Below are 24,380 nucleotides of genomic sequence, written 5' to 3' on the forward strand. Positions count from 1 at the left end.
CAGCATAGGAGCATAAGAACATAGCAGCATAGGAGCATAGGAGCATAAGAGCATAAGAGGCATAAGAGCACAAGAACATAAGAACATAGCAGTATAGCAACATAGCAACATAGCAGCATAGGAGCCTAAGAACATAGCAGCATAGGAGCATAAGGACATAGCAACATAGCAGCATAGGAGCATAGGAGCATAAGAACATAGCAGCATAGGAGCATAAGAACATAGCAACATAGCAGCATAGGAGCATAGGAGAATAAGGGCATAGCAGCATAAGAGCACAAGAACATAAGAGCATAGCAGCACCCTAGCTCTTCTAACTAAGTAGTTATTAATTAACAATCCCTTAAACTAACAAATTAATTAAAACAAATATCCCTCGCCTCCCCTCATATAGTAAAACGTGAACTGGTTATCACTAATTACAAACCGGAACTTAATTAATAAAAACCGCACATACAAAAAAGCCCGTTCTGTTTTTTCTCTCAAATGGATTTTTTGGTTCTATGAGATCGAAAAAGTGTATATGAATGTTAATAGAGTAAGGTAGAAGGGAGGCTCCTGAGGTGAAGAAACCAGGGTTTATACTAGTTGGTTTGATTTTGTTAACGATTTTGTTAATTCCGACATTCATTGTCATACCATTTGTTGATTCAGGGGAGAGAGAAGTTGAGGTTGCCCAAAATGAGAATAAGCCGGTCACTCTTGATATAGATTCAGATATTGATGTCAAGGTGTGGCGTGCAAGTGCATCGGTTGCTGAAACGGTTCCGATTGAGGAATACGTGGTTGGTGTAGTTGCTTCCGAAATGCCGGCGGATTTTGAAATGGAGGCGTTGAAGGCGCAGGCCTTGGCTGCAAGAACGTACATCGTGAAATATATGATTAATCAAGAGGAACCAGTTAACGAATCAGGAGCACAGGTGACCGACACGATAGAGCACCAAGTCTATAAAAATGAGGATGATCTCCGAGAGACCTTTGGCAAAGACTACAATTGGAAAATGGAGAGGATCATCGAGGCCGTCCGGGCAACCAAGGGTAAGATCATCACCTATGACGGAGAGCCTATCGACGCATCCTTTTTTTCAACGAGTAATGGGTTTACAGAGAACTCGGAGGATTATTGGGCGAATGAGCTTCCTTATTTGAGAAGTGTGGCGTCGCCTTGGGATGAGGAGTCGCCGAAGTTTTTGGATCAGACGATTGTTCCTCGAGCGAAGGTGGCTGAGAAGCTTGGGGTTCCTTTGGCGAGTCCATTGAAGGTGACTATATCTAAGACTGAGGGGAATCGTGTGGAGACAATTGAAATTGGCGGAGAGACTTTTACGGGTAGGGATATTAGAGATATGTTTGATTTAAGGTCGAGTGACTTTACCATGGAGGAAAAGGACGATTATATTATTTTTAAGACGAAGGGTTATGGTCACGGTGTTGGGATGAGTCAGTATGGAGCAAATGGAATGGCAAAAGAGGGTAAGACCTATGAGGAGATTATCCACTATTTTTATAAAGGGGTGGAGATCTCAAACTTGAAGGAACATGAGGCGGAAATCACGAAGGAAGAGGTGTAAAAACCGTAGTTTGGCTTAAAAGGATAGGCCAAAGTCCTTATTTTCCCATAAATATTAAAAAATATGTAAAAAAAGTTGAAAGAAAGGTATATAAATCTCATTTTTTGATCACACTTGTTGCTGAGGTGATGATTAAATGAGCAATGAAGAGAAAAATAACGTTTCAAAATTTCCAAGTTGGAAACGTCTATCTCGCAAAAAATGGTTTTTCCCTGCTGTCTATTTAACTCTTGCTGCGATCATTCTGTCTGGTGTGCTAGTGTATCAAAATAATCAGGAAACAGCACTCGATGGTGAGAGCACAAATAATGGAGAAAATACGAGCGATAATGGAGACAGTTACAATTACTATGATGACAATGAGTCAACTCCAGTTATCGAGCAGGAGGAAAATTTAAGTCTTCCAGTCGGTGAGGGCATAGAAACTGAAATTGTAACAAAGTTCTATGACTACGATGCAAGTGAGGAAGATCAGCGTAATGCACTCGTTTTTTACAACAATAGGTACTACCAAAGCAGTGGAATTGACATTTCCCGTCAAGATGGAGAATCTTTCGATGTAACGGCTGCCCTTTCAGGAACAGTGGTTGAAGTAAAAGAAGATCCACTTCTCGGATACGTTGTCACACTGTCACATGACAATGGAATTACCACCCACTACGCTTCACTTGAAGATGTGACGTTGCAAGCAGGTTCTGAAGTAAGACAAGGGGAAACAATCGGAACTGCCGGGCGTAACCTTTTTGGGCAAGCAAGTGGAACACATGTACACTTTGAAGTTTGGAAGGATGATGTTCAGTTAAATCCTGAAACATTCATTAACAAACCAGTAAGTGACATTCAAGCGCCAGAAGTGAATGATGCAGAGGACCGCGAATCCAACCTGCAAAAGCCCGCTTCTGGCACTCAACAAGAGCTTGGTCAGGAAACTGACGTTGATACTGATGTGGATACAAATACAGAATCCTCCATCTCTCAAGCTCAAGCCTAATCGTAACCCTACTTTTTGCATATGACAAGTTGGATACGACGATGGAAATAACAGGCCTCTCCAGGGTCTGTTATTTTTTTGTGCACAGATAAGAAAGTATAAAATATGTCTAGCTCCAGCGCCCTATCGACTAGAGTCGGTTCCCTCCTCTCCATCGATAAGTCAACATCGATGAAGGAGGTTCGGTTAAAAACGCGACATCCGATTACTCGGCCCACCGAAAACATTTGTCGCAACACCGAACTGACTCGCATCCTGCGAGCCCTCGTGAACCGTGTTTCCTTTATCTCGGAGGATCAACCGCCACATCGTGTGGCAACGCCTACGTGACCCACATCCTGTGGGCCTCACCGCCTTACGTCGATGATCAAGGGCGCTTGCGCTTTTCTTAACAGATAGGAAAGTATAAAACTTTCCTATCTGCATAAGTGCAACTAAGCCATTCGCCACAAAGGCTTGGCGAATGCCAAGTTTTCTAACAAAATAAGAAAATTTGTCTAGCTCAAGCGAAAAAAATTTTCATCGAGTAATGTTCGAAGTTTTTGCCCCAAGTAAGGAAAACTACTTCACAGAATCAAGTGCTTTTCTTGGTTCGAGGGGCATCCTATCGACTAGAAATGGTTCCCTCCTCTCGATTCGATAAGTCAACATCGACGAAGGAGGTTCGGTTAAAAGCGCAACATCCGATTACTTGGCCACCGAAAACATTTGTCGCAACGCCCCTGCGAGCCCTCGTGAATCGTGTTTCCTAGGACAGGAAAGTTACAATGAACGACTTTGCACGAAGAAAAAGCTTTTTGGAGGATGTAGGTCACCACACGATGTGACGACGACGATCCTTGTTCTCGGGTGAGGTCCACCCCCTAAAGTCGGTGGACATGGGAAGTTGGACTTTTCCTCATTCGATAATGAACCGAATCTATGGGTAAGTCGGTAATAACTTGTATTTTTTTGTCTTTTCAAAAAAATCAGGTTGTCCCATTGAAATAGAGTAGCATATTCGCCCAGGCCCGTTCATAAATTGTAACTAAAGTAGCATTTAGCAGTTAGGTTTGAAGTGAGGGAACGTGGGGTTGACAGCGAAGTAGCCACTACACATCATACGCGTTCGGTGAACAGAAACCATTCAGGCCCTATTCGTTGCATAATCGCCTTGTCTCATTTCTATACCTCGCATATTCAACACGGGGAGGCGAGTGGTGTGCACGACTACATCAAAGAACGTACTATCAAGATTGGGAATTATATTGTAGAAACAAGAAAAACGGTCAGAACCATAGCAAAAGAATTCGGTGTTTCCAAAAGCACAGTTCATAAAGATTTGACGGAAAGACTACCTGACATTAATCCTGAATTAGCTAATGAAGTCAAAGATATCCTAGACTATCACAAATCAATACGGCATCTTCGTGGCGGAGAAGCAACCAGAAAAAAATATAAAACCGCCAATTAATCGATGCAAATACTTAACTTTACACATCTGACAGGCTTAAGGGCTTGTCGATTTTTTTTTGAGGGTCTGTCTGGTTGGCGGTTTCGTTTCTGTTATCGTCTGGTGTGACCTAGTTTAAGGTTTCGCTGGTTTATTGATTTTTTTGAACTGTGTGCTGATAACTCGTCTTATGTGCACCCATTAAGCTCAACTAACAAAAGCGGAATTACCCCTGCTCAAATCTATCCTCAACAACTTCAATCCCCCTCCAAACCGAAAAAATCGCCACCTTTCACTTTTTTTCTACAGAGTTTGCCATTAAATTTTGATTTTGTGGTAAAATAGAAAATTAGAAGTCCTATGCAAACTTTACATAAATGTTTACTTATTAAAATATATAAAAACGGCAGGGAGGCACGACTACACATGTTTTCAAGGGATATTGGAATTGACCTTGGTACCGCCAATGTATTGATTCACGTTAAAGGAAAAGGAATTGTTTTGAATGAACCATCTGTAGTTGCAATGGATCGCAACACGGGACGAGTTCTTGAGGTTGGAGAAGAAGCTCGTCGCATGGTAGGAAGAACTCCAGGAAATATCGAGGCAATTCGTCCGTTGAAAGATGGAGTCATTGCTGATTTTGATGTAACAGAAGCAATGTTACGTCACTTTATTAATAAAATTAATGTTCGTGGATTTTTGTCCAAGCCTCGTATGCTGATTTGTTGCCCTACCAATATTACGAAGGTGGAGCAGAAGGCGATTAAGGAAGCAGCAGAAAAAAGCGGCGGTAAAAAGATTTATTTGGAAGAAGAGCCTAAGGTTGCTGCCATCGGAGCGGGTATGGAAATTTTCCAACCAAGCGGGAACATGGTCGTTGATATCGGTGGAGGAACAACGGATATTGCCGTTCTTTCCATGGGAGACATTGTAACGTCCTCATCAATCAAAATGGCCGGTGACAAATTCGATAACGAAATCCTTCAATATATTAAGCGAAAATATAAGCTACTTATTGGGGAGCGCACGGCGGAAGATATTAAAATGAATGTTGCTACTGTTTTCCCTGGTGCTCGCAATGAGGAAGTTGATATTCGCGGACGTGACATGGTCACTGGTTTGCCACGTACAATTTCAGTAAAATCAGATGAAATTGAAGTAGCGCTTCGTGAGTCCGTCTATATTATTGTACAAGCAGCTAAAACGGTTCTTGAAAGAACACCACCTGAATTGTCAGCAGACATTATTGACCGCGGGGTTATCATGACTGGTGGAGGCGCGTTACTTCACGGTATCGATCAACTCCTTGCAGATGAGCTAAAAGTTCCTGTTCTTATTGCTGAGGAGCCAATGAACTGTGTGGCAAAAGGAACCGGAATCATGCTGGAAAACATTGATAAAATTGCAAGAAACAAAATAATTTAATTTTAATATACGTTTAAAACTTATTTCACGATTATAACGGGAGTGGATTTCATTGCTCAGAGGGTATTACTCGGCGGCATCAGGGATGCTTGCACAACAAAGACGCCAAGAAGCATTATCAAATAATATTGCGAATACACTAACGCCTGGATATAAGGCGGATGAGGCGGTTTTGCGTGCCTTTCCTGAAATGTTAATGCAACGTTTGGATAGCAATACTTTGCCGACGGACCGTCCGTTACGTTTTGCGACGCAAAAGGAATTGGGCTCCATAAATACGGGAGTGTATATTCAAGAAACAATCCCTGATTTTATCCAAGGTCAGCTTCGTCAAACAGGACTTACAACCGACTTGGCACTAGTAGATGGAATCTACCCCGACGAAACAGGCAGTTTATTTTTTGCCATTCAAGGTCTTGATGGAGAAACTCGCTATACTCGAAACGGGAATTTCACCGTGGATCAAGAAGGTTATCTGGTGACCAACCAAGGGCAATATATATTAAACACAAACAACAACCGAATTCAGACCGATGGAATGGAGTTCACAGTTTCCCCAGACGGATCCATCCAATTTGAAGGAAATCAAATTCCATTACAGCTCTCATATGTTTCTGATGTAAGTCAATTAGTAAAAGAGGGCAATGATCAGTTTAGGAACGAAGGTGGAGCGAATGTTGTGGATGTAAGACAAACAGCAGGCGCAACCTATCAAATTCAACAAGGTTTTCTTGAAGGCTCCAATGTGGACCAGACCCGCACCATGACTGAGATGATGCGTACTTACCGACTTTTCGAATCGAATCAAAAGGTTCTTCAAGCCTATGACCGCAGTATGGAAAAAGCCGTCAATGAAATTGGACGACTAAGATAGGAGGAATCGCTCAATGCTTAACTCTGCCGTAACAATGGGGCAGCTTCAACAAAAATTGGATTTAATTGCGAACAATATGGCAAACGCCGGTACGAATGGATATAAAACCCGTGGGGCTGAATTCAGTTCACTTTTATACCAACAAATTAATAATCAACAGCACGCTGATGAGGAAATCGGTCGTCTCACTCCAAACGGGATTCGAATTGGTTCTGGAGCTAGACTTGGAGCAACCAATTTGAACATGACAGAAGGGGCTATCCTTACGACTGGACGTGATCTGGACGTCGCTCTTTTAGAAAAAAATCAGTTTTTTCAAGTGCTTGTTACGGAGAATGGTGTTCAGCAAACCCAATACACTCGGGATGGAAGTTTTTCTCTTCAGCCGGTGAATAACGGAGAATCTCTGATGCTCGTTACAAAAGCTGGTTATCCAGTGCAAGGTGAAAATGGACCAATTTTATTGGACCCTTCAACTGAAAAAGTATCTATAACATCTGATGGAATTGTTCAAGGGAAAACCAATGGAGTCATCTTTGAAGCAGGGCAATTGCAAGTGGTACAAGCTACTAGACCAAGATTATTAGAAGCTAAGGGAGATAATCTCCTTGGCCTTCCTGAAAATGTAAATGTTAATGTGGGTGATATCCTTCAAGTGGTAGCTAATAATACAGCGAGGCTTAAGACAGGCGCACTTGAAGCTTCCAATGTAGATATCGCCAAAGAAATGACAGAAATGATCATGGTACAACGTGCCTATCAATTTAATGGAAGATCTATCTCTATGGGAGATCAAATGAGCGGCTTAATCAATCAGCTGCGCTAGATCGATTGAAGGGAATTTTACTGATGGCTGCAAATCAAAAACAACTCACGCGTGAAGAACATAAGAAACAGGCAAAAGACCGTAAACGTAGCGCAAGACAAGAGAAAAAAGCAGGCAAGAAGCCACGCATACGATTAATTCCTGTATGGGTAAAAATTTTACTTGTTGTCATTTTGTGCGCAGTTGCCCTAGCCGTCGGAACCATGATTGGCTATGGAATCATAGGAGACGGAAACCCCAAAGACGTCTTCCAAAAAGAAACCTGGCAACATATCATCGATCTTGTGAAAAAATAAAGCGTGTTGGTAGGGACGGTTCTCACCAACACAGTTATCTATACTCGAGTCACAGTAAGGAGGACCATATAATTCATGGATATTAATGAAATTAAAGAAGTCATTCCACATCGTTATCCTTTTTTATTAATTGATCAAGTTACGGATATGGAACTTGGCAAACGAGCAGTGGGATTCAAAAATGTAACAGCAAATGAGCCATTTTTTCAAGGACATTTCCCCGATTATCCAGTAATGCCTGGTGTGTTGATCGTAGAAGCTCTTGCCCAAATGGGAGCTGTGGCTATTCTTAAGCAAGAAGAGAACCGCGGGAAAATCGGTTTCCTTGTTGGTATTGATAAATGTCGTTTTAAGCGTCAAGTTAAACCAGGTGATCGCCTCGATCTCGATGTTGAAATCATCCGCAGTAAAGGTCGAATTGGCAAAGGAAAAGGGCGCGCCACCGTCAATGGCGAACTCGCCTGCGAAGCCGAAATCACCTTCGCAATCGGAGACTAACTGGCGTGTTGGTAGGGACGGTTCTCACCAACACGGTATTATAAGGATTACTCTAAAAGAGAGAAGATCTATGCTTAAATTTCGTTTTATAAGCTCAAATTAATTGATTATGCTCACTGATTTGCCTCAAATGAGGGGTCAATGCTCAAAAATTGAATTTTTATGCTCGGCTTTTTTTGCTCAATGCTCAACATGTAAACTTAATGCTCTAACTACCGCTTTCATGCTTAATTTTTTCTTTTAACGCGCAATTAAACAGAGTGTTCATAGACCGTTTATTAAGGAACAATCGGAAGTTTTGCACGTAAGAAAGCCCAACGAGCAGTTTTAGCTGCCAGTTGGGCTTTTTTCTTTATAAGTTTGACCTTAAATCCGCAAAATTTTTGATTGTTTCAGAAGGATGAAGTCGCGGCCTCGATTAGAATTACAATTACCATTAAACCGTCACAATATTTGTGCAAACACGTAGCGATTTCGTTATTCTCACCAACACGCTGATTAGAGGAGATGTAATGGTCACAATGTCCTCTCTGGACCCATTCCCTTTATGCTCAACATAGCTCATATTCCTTCTTTTTTGCTTAAACTTTTCCTTTGAATAAATCAATGCTCAACCGTCATTAACTCAATCTTTTCCCCGTTTAGAATTTACATAATATCAATACCCATGGATAAACTAAGGAAAAGTTGTTATCAACAAAACAATTTTTGACAGATAGAGAAGAAAAACCATCTCATTCTGCATAAGGCGATATACTCGGGGGTCAATTTCCAAAAAGAAACTACAAAATTCGGTGGATTTTTGGACAAGATAAAAGTGTAAACATCTGAAAAAGGAGGAGTTTCACTTGAAAAAAAATTGGTTAATTAAAGTGGGAGTTTCAGTATTAGCATTATCCATGGTAACGGCATGCGGTGATGACGATGAACAAAACCCACCACCAGAAGATAACGAGAATATCATTGAAAACCCTGTTGACGAAGGAGAAAACATCGGTGATGAAATCGAAAATAACATCGATGAGAACATTGACATGGGTGATGAAAACAATGGCACAGAAAATGGTGCCAATAATGGAACAAATAACGGAACAAATAACGGAACAAACAACGGAACAAATAACGGAACAAATAACGGAGAAAACAATGGCACAAACGGTGGAACCGAAAATGATATGGATACAAATGACACTGACTTATTAGAAAACGGAAATGAAAACGAAGAAGAGTAAAAAATAACGCAGGTAGTGGGGTAATTCCCGCTACCTTTTTTATACTGCCAGAATTTTTATCTTTAGTCGGTTGATAGCATGACTTGCGCTCCAAAGCATAAGGGATTTTAACTTTTTAGAGTCCAATAACGACGATAAACCAAGTTTATCTAGCAAAACATATGCTATTTCATAATAAAAACGTGTTCAAACACCACTTATTATTTCGAGATAGCATTCCCTGGGAATTGTCAATACCATATTAGGAAAACGCTTACAAAAATAACAAGCTTTAGCACTAAATTGACACATAATATATCTTATTTTTTTAGTATAAATTAACTATAATGAAGACATGTGGTAATTAGTTGGATAAATATGGAGAGGAAGATTATTTTGATTACTGCGGAAAATTATGAAGTAAACTCTAAAACAATGGCCCTACTCTACAACGAAGCAACCCTGGGCTCCATCATTATTGAAACAGAACAAATTAAGTATTGTCGGCTTACACCAAATCAAATTATCAAAAGGAGTTGCATACTGAAAGGGATTAGCTACGAAATGCGCCGGGAAAGCAGTAGAAGGATATTAAAGAAATCTCAAATGTTACCCATCGTCATGGAATCCTATGAAAAAATAATTGTTTTTCCTACCTCATCCCCAAGAAACGACAATTGTGACTGGCTTTGTTTCAACCACATCATTGATAATCTCCCCAATAAATATAACAAAAAATATTCCATAGTTATCTTTAGTAATAGCATCTCTCAAAAAATCCTTGCAGCTTCAACGCTCATCGACCGTCAACTTTCTCTCTGCGGACTTATTATTGCAAGAACATATTATAGTGAAAAGAGCCACCAACAATTACCTTAAAATTATGAAAAGAGGATCTTCTAGAATCCTCTTTTTTCTTGCTTTACAAGATCATATAAGCTATTATAATTACGTTATCGTTACATGACTGACCAGTCAACCAATGGAATGACTAAGGAGTCACTTTTGTTAACAGAGCAGTCTCAATATGCTACCTTATCCGTATAACAGCAAGTGAAACTTCAATAGTACTCTCATGAAAAAACATTAAATTTTTCATCCTTGTAGATGAAGCTTGCTTCGTTCATGCAGGATAAAAAAGGCGAAGGGAGGTTCTTTCCGTGAATGAAAAAAAGAAGTTAGTGATAGATGCAGGGCTTACACTTTTTAGTGCTAAGGGTTTTTATACCACATCTGTTCAGGAAATCGCCCAGCAGGCAGGCGTATCCAAAGGAGCTTTTTACATTTATTTCAAATCAAAGGAAGACCTATTGCTCTCCATTTATAAATACTACTTTGATACCGTTACAGAGGAATTAGAAAAAATCAAACGACAAGAACTGTCTCCTGTTGAAGTTTTGACCCAACAGCTAGAAGTTTTTATTCAAACGATTGACCAAGAGAAAGAATTCATTTTCATGCACATTCAGGACAACATTACGGTTAATCAAGAAATTGACGACTTTTTGAAAAAAATTCGAATCCAAACCTTCGAATGGTCCGTAAATAGACTAGAAGCCATTTATGGAAATTCATTAGAAGAAAAAATGATTGATGGCACGATTCTGCTGGATGGATTACTCTTTGGCTTTGTGAAATGGATTGTTGCCTCAAAGAGCTCGATAGATTATAAAAATTTGGCGCAATTCATCGTGCGACGGCTGGATGATACGATCCAGGGCATGCTAAAGGAAAAAACACCACCGATTGTTACAAAAGCAACATTCATGGAGCAATTCCCAATCTGTGTCAAAAACAACAGGAATGAATCGGTTCGCAATTATTTGCTCCATATACAAGAAAAAATGGATTCTTCCGAAGAACGAAGGCAGGAGCTTAACGAAACAATAGCACTCCTCCTCAATGAACTAAAAAAAGATCAACCACAGCGCATTTTATTCAAAGGAATGCTTTCACAATTTGCTAATGAACCGAGCATTCAAGATGAGATACAAGCAATTTTTGATGAGTTGGGTATCAAGTAGCGCTAGGGAGCGAACCGAACTGCGGGGGTGCCAGGCGGCACATAAATGACTAAATCGTCACTTATTTAACCATTATTTCACTTAAATGAATTTTTTGTTCAAAACCGTCACATAAACCGCCGATTTCAGCACTATGGATTTTGGGCATGGCGCCTACTTACAGAGAAGCTTGTTAGTATCCTAGAACCCCACTGTTTTATCTGTGGGAGTTGTCAGGTATTGTGGCACTTTAGTTGAAAGACTTCAACTAAACCAATTAAATCAACGGGTTTAGCACTTAAAATTTCAGAACTATCACCTAAACCAAATGATCGTCTCCAAACTCAAGAGAATAGCACTCAAACTAAGAAAATTTCACATAAAGGAAACTCAGCAGGCAACAACCCCGGGAGGAGTCACATTCAACAAGAAAACCCGGCAGGCAGCAACCAGCCAAAATTAAATTTAACAAGAAAATGAACCAGGCAATAACCGGCCGAAATTAAATTTAACAAAGAAAACCCGTGGGCAACAACCAGCCAAAATTAATTCAACAAGAAAACCCGGCAGGCAACAACCAGCAGACATTAAATTCAAGAAGAAAATGCACTAGGCAAAAACTCAGCAGACATTAAATTTAACAAAGAAAACCCGTGGGCAACAACCCTAGGCAGGTGTCAAAATACATAAGAAAGCCGGTAGGCAACAAGCCTGTAGCAGCCCACCTAAATATAAAACAGAACAAACCAAGGAGGATTAACCCTACATGAAATTAGTTGAAACTTCCGTCAAGCGACCCGTCGGCGTCATTATGATTGTACTCGCGATCATGGCGCTCGGCGTTGTTTCCCTTCGCAACTTAGCTATCGACCTATATCCTGAGATTGACCTTCCTGTAGCCGTCGTCTCCACGAGTTATGAAGGCGCCGCACCAGAGGATGTAGAAAAACTCGTATCCAGACCGATTGAATCGGCCGTCAGCTCCATTGAAGGAATTGAACTTGTTCAATCCCAATCCCAATTTGGAGCTTCCATCGTATTTATGATGTTCAACACCGGCGCCGACCTCGACACGACACTTATTGAAGTCCGGGAACAAGTCGACCGTGTCAAAGCCATGCTCCCACAAGGAGCGAATGAACCAGTCGTCCTAAGATTCGACCCACAACAAATGCCGGTGATGTGGGTATCTATGACTGGAGACAGCCCGGAAAACCTTCAGCAACTGGCTGAAGATCGCATTGTACCATACTTAGAAAGACAGGGTGATGTCGGATCCATTCAGGTGCAAGGTGGAAAAATCCGTGAGGTTCAAGTCATCACTGACCCAGAAGAACTAGCCGAATATGGTCTCACAGCTGGATTGCTCGTCCAGGCCATTAACGCAAACAACCAGTCCGCATCCGCGGGCGTCGTACAAGAAGAGGGAAAAGACCTGCAAGTTCGAATCACAGGTGAATTCCAAAATGTAGAGGACATCAAAAACGTCCTCATCACGACCCCCATGGGGGAGCGAGTCACGCTAGAAGAAGTGGCAGACGTTCGTGACACTTTTCAGGAACAAACATCCTTAACTAAAATTAACGGGGAGCAAGCCGTGGTCCTTACAGTTCTCAAAAAGAGTGACGGGAATACGGTGGAGGTGTCGGACAATGTTCGTGGGGCGGTTGATGAGCTGAATGAGGACTTGCCGGGACGAGTGGAGCTAAAAACGGTGCTCGATACGGCGGACTTCATAAGAATCTCTATTGACTCAGTCATGCAGAACATGTTGATTGGGGGGCTTTTCGCAGTCCTTGTGTTATTCCTATTCCTGAAGAGTCTCCGCGCGACGATTGTCATCGGACTCTCCATCCCTATCGCGGTCATCTCTACGTTCACGCTCATGTACTTTACTGGCGAAACGGTGAATGTCTTAACACTAGGAGGACTCGCACTTGGAATTGGAATGATGGTTGACAGCTCGATCGTCATCCTGGAGCACATCGTCACTTATCGATCACGGGGTTACTCGCTGAAAGAAGCAGCTAAACTTGGCGCATCCGAACTCGCGCCAGCCGTTATTGCATCGACGACCACCACACTCGTCGTCTTCTTGCCAATCGTTTTCGTAGAAGGAATCGCATCTGAGCTCTTCACACCGCTCGCGCTGACCGTCTCCTTCTCCCTGATCGCATCACTTGCCGTCTCCGTGACGCTCATCCCGATGCTATCATCAAAGCTACTAGGCAAAATCAGCAAAGACAACGGCCGACGCTACTGGTTCGACCAATTCCTAGACTGGATCAACAAAGGCTACCGAGTAGCACTCAGATTCGTACTCCGTCGCCGCTGGATCGTGGTGATAGGGACGGTTCTCATGATCACGGGCAGCATATTGCTCATCCCGCAAATCGGAACTGAATTCATCCCAGAATCCGACCAAGGCCAAGTGCAAATCAGCGTCGAAACCGAACAAGGCACAACACTCGAACAAATGGAAGACCTTACTAGGAACATTTCGGAAAAATTAGACGCGTACGAGGAAAGCATCGAAACAAGCTTCCTAACCGTTGGGGGTGGCGGATACGCCGGATTTAGCTCTCAATCGAACACGGCTAGCTATACCATTCAGCTGGTCGGACCATCAGAACGTGAGATGGATACCCGTTCCTTTGTAGAAGAAGTGACAGAGGATCTTGAGGAATACACGGATGAAGCGGAAATTGTGGTTGCGGACCTGGCTACGGGTATCAGTGGCGCAGTATCTCCAATTCAAGTGAACCTCAATGGTCCTGAGTACGAAAAACTTGAGGAATTAGCTGCCGATGTCATGGAGGAAATCAAGAATATTGATGGCATCACAACAGTCGAAAGCTCTGTAACTGAAACTCGACCTGAGTTAAATTTAATTGTAGATGAAGAAGCGGCCGCTGATTATGGGTTAACCTATGCAGATGTGATGCGCCAAGTCCAAATGGCGATGAACGGCCAAATTGCGACTCGTTTCCGTGAAGGTGGAAATGAAATAAATGTACGTTTTATCATTCCTGAAAATCAACGCGAAACTGTGGAGGATTTAAAAGAGCTGTTAATTACTTCTCAAAGAGGGCTAGTTGAGCTGCAAGAAGTAGCTTCTATTGAGGAGGTTGAAGGGCCATCCGCGTTAACACGACAAAATCAGCAAAACCAAGTGAACGTTAACGTGGATATTGCCGACCGGGACCTTGGTAGCGTGTCTAGTGACATTGAGAAGCGTTTGGAAGCTATGGACATCGATGAGGATTATTCCTTCTCTGTTGGTGGGCAGGCGGAAGACATGCAGGAAGCTTTCTCTGACCTTGCTGTTGCGCTGGTGTTCTCAATCTTCCTTGTTTACGCAGTCATGGCGGTTCAGTTCGAGAACTTCTTGTTCCCACTGATCATTATGTTCTCAATGCCGGCAACGGTAATTGGAGTCGTCGGTGGATTATACGTAACGGGGTTACCACTGAGTGTGCCTGCGTTTATCGGGGTCATCATGCTGGCGGGAATCGTGGTAAACAACGCGATTGTGCTGGTGGATTATATTAATATCTTGCGGCGAGGGGGAATGGAGCGGCAGGAGGCGATTCTCGAAGCGGGTCCAAGTCGTCTGCGTCCAATTCTGATGACCTCCCTCACCACAATCTTGGGAATGATCCCATTAGCCCTTGCATTTGGGGTAGGTGCAGAAGCGCAGCAGCCACTCGCGATCGTTATCATCTTTGGCCTAGGCATATCCATGCTGTTCACCCTGCTCCTCATCCCAGTGGTGTATACGCTGTTTGACGACCTCACACGAAAATTTGTAAAGAATAGAGAGATAAAATAAGGTTAATGAATGCCCCAAGCCCCTTTCCAGGGGGCTTGGGGTACCTTTGTGAGAAAGAGGGAGCATAAACAACTTAATTTGCGCGAATCAGTCGAGAGTTGAGCATAAACAAATAAACACGAGCATACCCTTCGTAAAAGTCGCGCATTACTGTGAGGAAGAGGGAGCATAAACAACTTAATTTGCGCGAATCAATTGGGAGTTGAGCATAAACAAATAAACATGAGCATACCCCTCGTAAAAGTTGAGCATTACTGTGAGAAAGAGTGAGCATAAACAACTTAATTTGCGCCAATCAATCGGGAGTTGAGCATAAACAAATAAACATGAGCATTACTATTAAAAAAACGAGCATAAAACAAAGAATTTTGAGCATAAAAATTTAAAATCAGCGCATAGACCTCAAATGTTGCGCGATGACATGAAAACTTGAGCATATAGCTGGAAAACTGAGCTATCCCAACCCCAATCCCAATCCCAACCCCAATCTCAATCCCAATCCCAATCCCAATCCCTAACCTAAAGTGCCCTATTAACCGCTGTTAACCTATTCATTTTCAAAACAAGAAATAAACATGAGCATGCCCCTCGTAAAACCCGAGCATCGCTGTAAGAAAGAGTGAGCATAAACAACTTAATTTGCGCGAATCAATCGGGAGTTGAGCATAAACAAATAAACACGAGCATTACTATTAAAAACCCGAGCATAAAACAAAGAATTTTGAGCATAAAAATTTAAAATCAGCGCATAGACCTCAAATGTTGCGCGATGACATGAAAACTTGAGCATATAGCTGGAAAACTGAGCTATCCCAATCCCAACCCAAATCCCAATCCTTAACCCAAGTGTCCTATTAACCGCTGTTAACCTATTCATTTTCAAACCATTAAATAAACAAGAGCATACCCTTCGTAAAAGCCGAGCATAAAACAGTAAAAGTTGAGCATTACTGTGAGAAAGAGTGAGCATAAACAACTTAATTTGCGCGAATCAGTCGGGAGTTGAGCATAAACAAATAAACACGAGCATTACTATTAAAAACCCGAGCATAAAACAAAGAATTTTGAGCATAAAAATTTAAAATCAGCGCATAGACCTCAAATGTTGCGCGATGACATGAAAACTTGAGCATATAGCTGGAAAACTGAGCTATCCCAACCCCAATCCCAATCCCAATCCCTAACCCAAGTGTCCTATTAACCGCTGTTAACCTATTCATTTTCAAAACAAGAAATATATATCCCTCTCCCCATGTCAATCCCGTGTCCAACCTCCCCTAAACCCAATTTCAACTTTGCCACGTAACTTAACTCAAATACATTGACGTCCCCCGCAAAATAAAGTAAAGTGAAGGTAACAAGTTAATTAACTACGTGATGGAGAAATGGAGAACCACACTAGAAAGTGCTTTCTAACCAAAAAAAGCATTATTCAAGTGTGGTTTTTTGTGCATAAATCAACACCATCAGCCACTTAACTATCAAACTACCCGAATAACAACCAAAATAATAAGATACACCCATCACGCACCACACCTAAAAAATTCAGAGGAGGAACCAAGGATGACTTTTTCAAGTAAAGAAAGAGAACAAATGCTCACCGAAATAGAATCAGACCAACTCGATGTTCTAGTCATCGGGGGAGGAATCACAGGAGCAGGAATCGCCCTAGATGCTGTAACTAGAGGCTTGAAAGTCGCAGTAGTCGAAATGCAAGACTTCGCAGCAGGTACATCTAGCCGATCCACCAAGCTCGTGCACGGAGGACTGCGCTACCTCAAGCAATTCGAAATTGGAGTCGTAGCGGAAGTGGGGAAAGAACGTGCCGTCGTATACGAAAACGGCCCACACGTAACCACCCCCGAATGGATGATGCTCCCATTTTACAAAGGAGGTACATTCGGACCATTCACAACCAATATCGGCCTCAGAGTTTACGACTTCCTAGCAGGAGTGAAAAAATCCGAACGCCGCAAAATGCTCTCTGCCGAAGAAGCAAAACGCCGTGAACCACTGTTAAACGAAGAAAACTTACGCGGAGCCGGCTACTATGTCGAATATCGCACAGACGACGCTCGTCTCACCATTGAAGTCATGAAAAAAGCCATCGAAAAAGGCGCCCGCGCAATTAACTATGTCAAAGTAACCAACCTAATCTACAACGAATTAGGCCAAATCACCGGCGTGGAAATCACAGACCAAACCAACGGTAACTCACGCAATCTCTATGCAAAAAAAATCGTTAACGCAGCAGGCCCATGGGTCGACACGATCAGAGAAAAAGACAAATCCAAAGTAGGAAAAACCCTGCTACTAACCAAAGGAATCCACCTAGTCTTTGACCAAAAAAGATTCCCGCTCAGGCAAGCCATCTACTTTGACACACCAGACGGACGCATGGTTTTCGCCATCCCACGAGACGGCAAGGCCTACGTTGGGACTACCGACACCGTCTATGAAGAAGGCGACATCGTTCACCCAACCATGACCAAAGAAGACGCAGAATACGTACTCAACGCTATTGACTATATGTTCCCTTCCATTAAAATTAAGGAAGAAGACATCGAATCCAGCTGGGCAGGACTACGACCACTCATCCGAGAAGAAGGCAAAGGCCCATCCGAAATCTCACGAAAAGACGAAATCTTCATCTCAGACTCCGGCCTCATCTCCATCGCCGGCGGAAAACTAACAGGATACCGCAAAATGGCCGAACAAGTCGTCGACAAAGTCGCAGCACTTTTACAACAAGAAACGGGCACAACCTACCCGTCCACCCAAACCGAACACCTCCCAATATCCGGCGGAGACGTAGGCGGATCCAAAGCCTTCACCAACTTCATTTCGGAAAAAACTCACCAAGGGGAGGCCGCCGGATTATCGAAAGACGCTGCCAGCCTTTTGGTGCAGCGGTACGGCTCTAACGTAAATCACTTATTCGAAATTTACGCCGAACGTAAACAAGAGGCTATCGATAATGGGATTGACCCGGTCGCATTTGCCATGCTAATCTACTCCATCGAGCACGAAATGGCCTACAAACCAGTAGACTTCTTCGTCCGTAGAACCGGCGCCCTATTCTTTGACATCGAATGGGTAAAAACAAATAAAGACCCTATCATTGAATACATGGCAAAATATTTCTCTTGGACTAACGAACAAACGAACCAATACACCAACGAACTAGAACAACTACTAACAGAAGCCGTAAACCCAGAAACAAAAGATGAAATGCTAGTCTAATCCTCAAGAACCGTCATCTAACAGCTAATAGGGTGACGGTTCTTCTTTTTTAAAAATGATAAGAAATCTGTCCAGCTTCTGTAAAAAACTTTACCGAGTTATTAACTGAATTTTTGAATGGATGAATCGAAGGAGTAGCCTGCCGACTCCCGTCATGTTGATGCTCACGAGGCTTGCACTTTTTAGTAAATAAAGGAACTCCTAAAATTAGTTTTAACCTGACAATTATTATCAAAAAAATCATTTTAGGACAAATATTAATCATTGCCGTTTGTGTATTAATTCACAAAAAACTATTTTAATTTATTAAACTTCATTGTGAAAGGAGAGGTGTCAGTGGAAAATTTGGAAGGTGTTCTTCCAGCAATCAAGAGGTTTAAAGATTTTGATCATGCTATGGAAAGCAAGTCGACATATGTTATTTTTTTAGATTCAAGAATTTCACAGATTGGAGACCTGGTAAAAGTTGTTAAGGAACATAATAAAAAAGCACTGGTACATGTTGATCTCGTCAGAGGACTGAAGGCAGATGAATATGGGATGGAATTTTTGCTGCATGAGGCGAAAGTGGATGGTGTGATTTCAACAAGAACTAATGTGATAACCGTTGCCAAAAAACATAAAATCTTGGCTATTCAGAGGCTATTTTTATTGGACAGTCATGCGATGGAAAGTAATTTAAAATTAATAGATCAAATTAGGCCAGATTACTTAGAGGTATTACCTGGGATTGCTCCTAAAATTATTCGAGATGTGAAACGAAAAACAAGTATACCAATCATCGCTGGGGGTCTTATTCAAGATAAAACGGATATACAAAATGCATTAAATGCAGGTGCAATTGCTGTTTCTACATCACTAAAAAAACTATGGTAAAAAAACATTAAAAAAAAGATGTTGACACCGCTTACAGTATTCGTTAAAGTAATAGTAACAAGTTAAGAGATGTGTCTGGAGACGAGGAGACCCACACTTCAATTAGTGCTTTTTCAACCAAAAGTACTTTATTGAAGTGTGGGCTTTTAGCTTATATCGATGTAGCTATCTGGATACATCTAGTGTACTTGATTAATATTTTGCGAGAGGGGATTTATAACATGTCACCATTTTTAGCAGAAGTAGTGGGAACCATGATTTTAATCATCTTTGGTGGAGGCGTCGTCGGTGGTGCAGTTTTAAAAGGTACGAAAGCTGAAGGTACTGGATGGGTACTCATCACGTTAGCTTGGGGTCTTGCAGTTGCCTTGGCGGTTTTTGCAGTGGGATCATACTCTGGAGCACATATTAACCCTGCAGTAACCTTAGGATTAGCTGCAGCTGGAGATTTCCCATGGGCTGACGTTCCAGTATATATCACAGCTCAAATGATTGGAGCAATCATCGGAGCAATAGTTGTTTACCTTCAATATTTACCTCACTGGAGTAAAACGACAGACCCAGGCCTAAAGTTAGCGGTATTCTCTACTGATCCAGCAATTCGCAGCACACCAGCAAACTTTGTTAGTGAACTTATCGGTACTTTTGTTCTATTACTAGGGCTATCTTTCATCGGTGCAAATAGTTTCTCTGATGGGTTAAATCCATTAGTGGTCGGTTTATTAATTGTAGCAATTGGTATGTCCCTAGGTTCAACAACTGGATACGCGATCAACCCAGCACGTGACTTAGGCCCACGTATTGCTCACGCTTTGCTTCCAATCCCAGGAAAAGGAAGCTCTGATTGGGGATATGCTTGGATTCCAGTATTTGGTCCAATCCTTGGTGGTATTTATGGAGCAGTTTTCTATAAAGCTGTTTTTGTAGGTGAAGTTACAGGTTTATTTTGGGGATTAAGTGTTGTTGTCGCAATTATATTGGTATATGCTGCAGCAGATGAGTTGAAGAAAGTTAAGGTAGATGTTAAAACTGATTCAACGAAGAAAGCAGTTTAAGTGATTTAGATTTAAATACTTAAATACTAGTATTTTAATCAAAAAGAAATAAGAGGAGGAAAAAGTAATTATGAGCGAAAAATTCATTATGGCATTAGACCAAGGGACAACAAGTTCTCGAGCAATTCTTTTTAATCACAGTGGTGAAATTGTTGCAACGGCGCAAAGAGAATTCGAACAAATTTTTCCTAAGCCAGGTTGGGTAGAGCACAATGCGAATGAAATCTGGACTTCAGTACTTGCTTGTATGGCAGAAGTTCTTCGTAAAGCAGATGTTGAACCTACTCAAGTAGAAGCAATCGGTATTACTAACCAACGCGAAACAACTGTAGTTTGGGACAAAAATACAGGCAAGCCAGTATATAACGCACTTGTTTGGCAATCTCGTCAAACAGATGGCATCTGTAAAGAGCTTCGTGAACAAGGATTAAATGATAAATTCAGAGAAAAAACAGGTCTATTAATTGACGCTTATTTCTCTGGAACAAAGGTAAAGTGGATATTAGATAACGTTGAAGGTACAAGAGAGCGTGCTGAAAACGGAGATCTATTATTCGGAACCATCGACACATGGCTTGTTTACAAACTATCTGGTGGGAAAGCTCATGTTACAGACTACTCCAATGCGTCTCGTACATTAATGTTCAATATTTATGACCTTAAGTGGGATGATGAACTTCTTGAGATCCTTACTGTACCAAAATCTATGCTTCCTGAAGTTAAGCAATCCTCTGAAGTATATGCACATACAGTAGACTACCACTTCTTCGGTCATGAAGTACCAATTGCTGGTATCGCTGGTGACCAACAAGCTGCTCTATTTGGTCAAGCTTGTTTTGAAGAAGGTATGGCTAAGAACACTTATGGAACTGGATGCTTCATGTTAATGAACACTGGTGAAAAAGGTGTACCATCTAAAAACGGTTTACTTACTACACTTGCTTGGGGCGTTGACGGAAAAGTAGAATATGCTCTTGAAGGTAGTATCTTCGTAGCTGGTTCAGCAGTTCAATGGCTTCGCGATGGTTTGAAGTTAATTGAAAGCGCTCCAGAAACGGAAGTACTTGCAGAAGCAGTTAGTTCAACAGATGGCGTATACATGGTGCCTGCATTCGTAGGTCTTGGAACTCCATACTGGGACAGTGATGCTCGTGGTGCTGTATTTGGTATCACTCGCGGAACTTCAAAAGAGCACTTCGTACGTGCAACTCTTGAGTCTTTAGCATACCAAACTAAGGACGTTCTTGATGCAATGATCATTGACTCAGGTATTGATTTAAAAGCGTTACGTGTTGATGGCGGAGCTGTAATGAATAACTTTTTAATGCAATTCCAAAGCGACATGTTAGGTGTACCTGTTGAGCGTCCTGTCGTAAATGAAACAACCGCTCTTGGTGCAGCCTACCTTGCCGGCCTTGCTGTTGGCTATTGGTCAAGCAAAGAAGAAATCGCCAAACAATGGAAAATAGAAAAAACATTCACTAACAACCTTGATACCGGAAAGCGCGACGAACTATATGCCGGATGGCAAAAAGCCGTTGAAGCTACCCGCGTATTCAAATAATACGAGCAGGTAGGGACGGTTCTCAGCAACACGACGCGTATGTCGGTACGAAGTCGCTCCCTAAAAAAGCACGGAAATATAAAATGCCCGTGAGCGAAAATCAAGCAATCTATGATTCTGCGAAAAGAGACCATAACTCTGGTCTCTTTTTTGGCAGAGAGGAAAGTATAAACTTTCCTCTCTGCATAAGTGCAACTAAGGCATTCGCCACAAAGGTTTGACGCATGCCAAGTTTTCTAAGCAATAGGAAAGAATAAAACTTTCCTATCTGCAGTAAGTATAACAAGGCACTCCCACAAAGGCTTGCACTCAAAAGTATAAGGGCTTTTAAGAAAGCAAAATACGCTTTCAAGAATCCCTTTAACGAACGCTAAGTTTACTAACATTTTTTTAGTGGAAAGATTTAGTAGGCTCTCTTTTCGCATACATATATGGTCTAGGGAGCTTACGCTTTTCTTTAAAAAATAGGAGGGGTTTCGATGAAAAAAATTATTAATGATCCAAATCAGGTAGTTCAAGACATGCTGAAGGGAATGGTTGCTGCATTTCCAAATGATGTCAAGCAACTGCCAGATACAACGGTTATTGTACGTAAAGAATCTCCTGTTGCAAATAAAGTAGGTCTAGTCAGCGGTGGAGGTAGTGGACATGAGCCTTCTCACGCTGGATATGTTGGAAAAGGGATGCTTGATGGAGCAGTAGCTGGTGAAGTTTTCACCTCTCCAACTCCTGACCAAGTATTTGAAGCAATTAAAGCAGTTGACGGCGGTGCTGGTGTGTTCTTAGTTATCAAAAACTATACTGGTGACGTGATGAACTTCGAAATGGCAGCTGAAATGGCGGAAGCAGAAGGAATTAAAGTGGCTCAAGTTGTTGTGAACGATGACGTTGCTGTAGAAAATAGTTCTTTCACCACTGGCCGTCGCGGTATAGCTGGTACTATTTTTGTTCACAAGATTGCTGGAGCAAAAGCGGAAGCCGGTGGTTCTTTAGAGGACGTCAAGACTGTAGCTGAAAAGGTTGTAGCAAACGTTCGCTCCATGGGTATGGCGCTTACTCCATGTACCATTCCAGCAGCTGGAAAACCAAGCTTTGAAATTGCTGAAAATGAAATGGAAATTGGAATGGGTATCCATGGTGAGCCTGGAATCAAGCGTAAGGAAATTGCATCAGCCAATGACATTGCTGATGAATTAGTTGCCAAAATCCTAGAAGACATTGATTATAGTGGCTCTGAAGTAGCTGTGATGATCAACGGTTTAGGATCAACTCCAGAAATGGAGCTCTTCATCCTAAATGCTCGCGTTTCCGAAATCCTTGCAGAAAAAGGAATTAAAGTTTATAAGACTTTCGTAGGTGAATACATGACATCCCTAGAAATGGCTGGTTGTTCCGTATCCCTACTAAAACTAGATGACGAACTAAAAGAACTACTAGACGCAGAAGCAGTCACACCAGCATTCCGCGCTTAGGACCTTTGGGGACAGGAACTATCAAGTCGTGTTTCTTAAACCATTTTTAGAAAAGATATTTTAACAAAAAATATCCTAAAATCGGCTATGGTAAAATAAATGGGGAATCACAGCGTGTGATTCCCCGTTATTGCATTTTTCATCAAGTCATAAAAGGAGGTTATTTTCATGCAATTGACTGTCGAACAAACTCTATCCTGGTTGGAGAAAACCAACGCGAAGATCCAAGCCAACAAAGAATACTTAACTAGCCTTGACCAAGCCATTGGTGATGGTGACCATGGCATTAATATGGCTCGCGGCTTTCAAGAAGTTATGAAAAAAGTGGAAGCGGCAAGCTATGAATCTGTTTCTGACGTACTAAAAGATGTGGCCATGACTCTTATGTCTAAGGTTGGTGGTGCATCCGGCCCACTTTACGGAACAGCATTCTTAAAGATGTCTATGGCAGTAAAAGGTACAGATCCGGTTGATAACCCTACTTTTACAAAAGGCGTTGAAGAGGCTTTAAATGGAATTCTTATGCGTGGAAAAGCTGAGGAAGGTAACAAAACCATGATTGACGTTTGGGCGCCTGTCCTTCGCTTTTTTCAAGAAAGTGAAACGGTTGATCCATCTGCCCTTGAGGAAATTGCAAAAACATCCATGGAGGCCACGAAGGATAAAAAAGCTATCAAGGGTCGTGCAGCGTATTTAGGCGATCGTTCTATCGGTCATTTGGATCCGGGGTCTGTTTCCTCCTTCTATTTATTCCAGTCTCTCTCTGAGACCCTAAAGGAGGTGGAATAAGTTGTCTTACGTAGGTCTTGTATTAATCTCTCACAGCCCTAAGGTTGTTGAGGGCATCAAAGATATTATTAGCCAGGTCATCACCGAAGTTCCTGTGGAAACAGCCGGAGGAACAGATGACAACGAAATTGGAACAAGTGTAGAAAAAATCCTGGCTGCCATTGAACGCGCGGATCACGGAAAAGGCGTCCTCTTGTTCTATGATTTGGGAAGTGCCATGATGAACGCTGAAATTGCTATCGAAATGTCAGGATCCAACCAAATCAAAGTCGCAGACGACATCCCACTCCTCGAAGGCTCCTACGTAGGAGCAGTAGAATCCAACATGGGCAAAGACATCAACCAAGTTCTAGAAGCAGTCAAAACCGCATTTACTAAAGAACGCTAACCTCCCTCCCCACAGGCTCACTAGGGCGTGT

At 42.0% G+C, this 24,380-nt stretch carries 19 protein-coding genes; all 19 read left to right on the forward strand.

The annotated features are described in order from the left end of the window. Positions 1 to 563: 563 nt before the first annotated feature. The 19 genes from spoIID (at position 564) to dhaM (ending at position 24,349) form a co-directional block, all read left to right on the forward strand. Entirely contained in the window at positions 564 to 1,571 is a 1,008-nt protein-coding gene (spoIID, locus tag RZN25_14550; GenBank protein ID MEQ6378036.1) for a stage II sporulation protein D, read from the forward strand. 136 nt (positions 1,572 to 1,707) lie between these two features. Further along, positions 1,708 to 2,562: a M23 family metallopeptidase gene (locus RZN25_14555; protein MEQ6378037.1), complete on the forward strand. Its 855-nt coding sequence runs from the start codon at positions 1,708 to 1,710 to the stop codon at positions 2,560 to 2,562. Between the two features lie 1,201 nt (positions 2,563 to 3,763). Continuing rightward, a complete protein-coding gene (gene spoIIID, locus RZN25_14560; GenBank protein ID MEQ6378038.1) occupies positions 3,764 to 4,015 on the forward strand; it encodes a sporulation transcriptional regulator SpoIIID in 252 nt (83 codons plus the stop codon). Positions 4,016 to 4,420: 405 nt separating this feature from the next. Further along, the gene (locus RZN25_14565) at positions 4,421 to 5,422 is read left to right on the forward strand and encodes a rod shape-determining protein (GenBank protein MEQ6378039.1); all 1,002 of its coding nucleotides are present in this window, start codon (positions 4,421 to 4,423) and stop codon (positions 5,420 to 5,422) included. A gap of 52 nt (positions 5,423 to 5,474) precedes the next feature. Further along, positions 5,475 to 6,296: a flagellar hook-basal body protein gene (locus RZN25_14570; protein MEQ6378040.1), complete on the forward strand. Its 822-nt coding sequence runs from the start codon at positions 5,475 to 5,477 to the stop codon at positions 6,294 to 6,296. 13 nt (positions 6,297 to 6,309) lie between these two features. Further along, a complete protein-coding gene (locus tag RZN25_14575; GenBank protein ID MEQ6378041.1) occupies positions 6,310 to 7,122 on the forward strand; it encodes a flagellar hook-basal body protein in 813 nt (270 codons plus the stop codon). 23 nt (positions 7,123 to 7,145) lie between these two features. Continuing rightward, positions 7,146 to 7,418 carry a DNA-directed RNA polymerase subunit beta gene (locus RZN25_14580; GenBank protein ID MEQ6378042.1) on the forward strand — a complete coding sequence of 91 codons (273 nt, stop codon included), beginning with the start codon at positions 7,146 to 7,148 and terminating at the stop codon, positions 7,416 to 7,418. A 75-nt stretch (positions 7,419 to 7,493) separates the two neighbouring features. Next, positions 7,494 to 7,916: a 3-hydroxyacyl-ACP dehydratase FabZ gene (gene fabZ / locus RZN25_14585; GenBank protein MEQ6378043.1), complete on the forward strand. Its 423-nt coding sequence runs from the start codon at positions 7,494 to 7,496 to the stop codon at positions 7,914 to 7,916. Between the two features lie 848 nt (positions 7,917 to 8,764). Further along, a complete protein-coding gene (locus RZN25_14590; GenBank protein MEQ6378044.1) occupies positions 8,765 to 9,148 on the forward strand; it encodes a hypothetical protein in 384 nt (127 codons plus the stop codon). A 375-nt stretch (positions 9,149 to 9,523) separates the two neighbouring features. Then, entirely contained in the window at positions 9,524 to 10,006 is a 483-nt protein-coding gene (locus tag RZN25_14595; GenBank protein MEQ6378045.1) for a competence protein ComK, read from the forward strand. A 281-nt stretch (positions 10,007 to 10,287) separates the two neighbouring features. Then, positions 10,288 to 11,151 carry a TetR/AcrR family transcriptional regulator gene (locus tag RZN25_14600; protein ID MEQ6378046.1) on the forward strand — a complete coding sequence of 288 codons (864 nt, stop codon included), beginning with the start codon at positions 10,288 to 10,290 and terminating at the stop codon, positions 11,149 to 11,151. 745 nt (positions 11,152 to 11,896) lie between these two features. Continuing rightward, positions 11,897 to 14,962 (forward strand): efflux RND transporter permease subunit, encoded by a 3,066-nt coding sequence (locus RZN25_14605; GenBank protein MEQ6378047.1) that lies wholly within the window; start codon positions 11,897 to 11,899, stop codon positions 14,960 to 14,962. 1,563 nt (positions 14,963 to 16,525) lie between these two features. Then, entirely contained in the window at positions 16,526 to 18,205 is a 1,680-nt protein-coding gene (locus tag RZN25_14610; GenBank protein ID MEQ6378048.1) for a glycerol-3-phosphate dehydrogenase/oxidase, read from the forward strand. Positions 18,206 to 18,541: 336 nt separating this feature from the next. Beyond that, positions 18,542 to 19,081 (forward strand): glycerol-3-phosphate responsive antiterminator, encoded by a 540-nt coding sequence (locus tag RZN25_14615; protein MEQ6378049.1) that lies wholly within the window; start codon positions 18,542 to 18,544, stop codon positions 19,079 to 19,081. Positions 19,082 to 19,302: 221 nt separating this feature from the next. Continuing rightward, positions 19,303 to 20,136 (forward strand): MIP/aquaporin family protein, encoded by an 834-nt coding sequence (locus RZN25_14620; GenBank protein ID MEQ6378050.1) that lies wholly within the window; start codon positions 19,303 to 19,305, stop codon positions 20,134 to 20,136. 70 nt (positions 20,137 to 20,206) lie between these two features. Next, the gene (glpK, locus tag RZN25_14625; protein ID MEQ6378051.1) at positions 20,207 to 21,700 is read left to right on the forward strand and encodes a glycerol kinase GlpK; all 1,494 of its coding nucleotides are present in this window, start codon (positions 20,207 to 20,209) and stop codon (positions 21,698 to 21,700) included. Between the two features lie 479 nt (positions 21,701 to 22,179). Next, complete coding sequence (gene dhaK / locus RZN25_14630; protein ID MEQ6378052.1) at positions 22,180 to 23,172, forward strand: dihydroxyacetone kinase subunit DhaK; 993 nt, start codon at positions 22,180 to 22,182, stop codon at positions 23,170 to 23,172. A 168-nt stretch (positions 23,173 to 23,340) separates the two neighbouring features. Next, positions 23,341 to 23,961 carry a dihydroxyacetone kinase subunit DhaL gene (gene dhaL / locus RZN25_14635; GenBank protein MEQ6378053.1) on the forward strand — a complete coding sequence of 207 codons (621 nt, stop codon included), beginning with the start codon at positions 23,341 to 23,343 and terminating at the stop codon, positions 23,959 to 23,961. Between the two features lies 1 nt (position 23,962). Next, a complete protein-coding gene (dhaM, locus tag RZN25_14640) occupies positions 23,963 to 24,349 on the forward strand; it encodes a dihydroxyacetone kinase phosphoryl donor subunit DhaM (GenBank protein MEQ6378054.1) in 387 nt (128 codons plus the stop codon). Positions 24,350 to 24,380 lie beyond the last annotated feature (31 nt).

Source organism: Bacillaceae bacterium S4-13-56 (assembly GCA_040191315.1).
Lineage (GTDB): Bacteria > Bacillota > Bacilli > Bacillales > JAWJLM01 > JAWJLM01.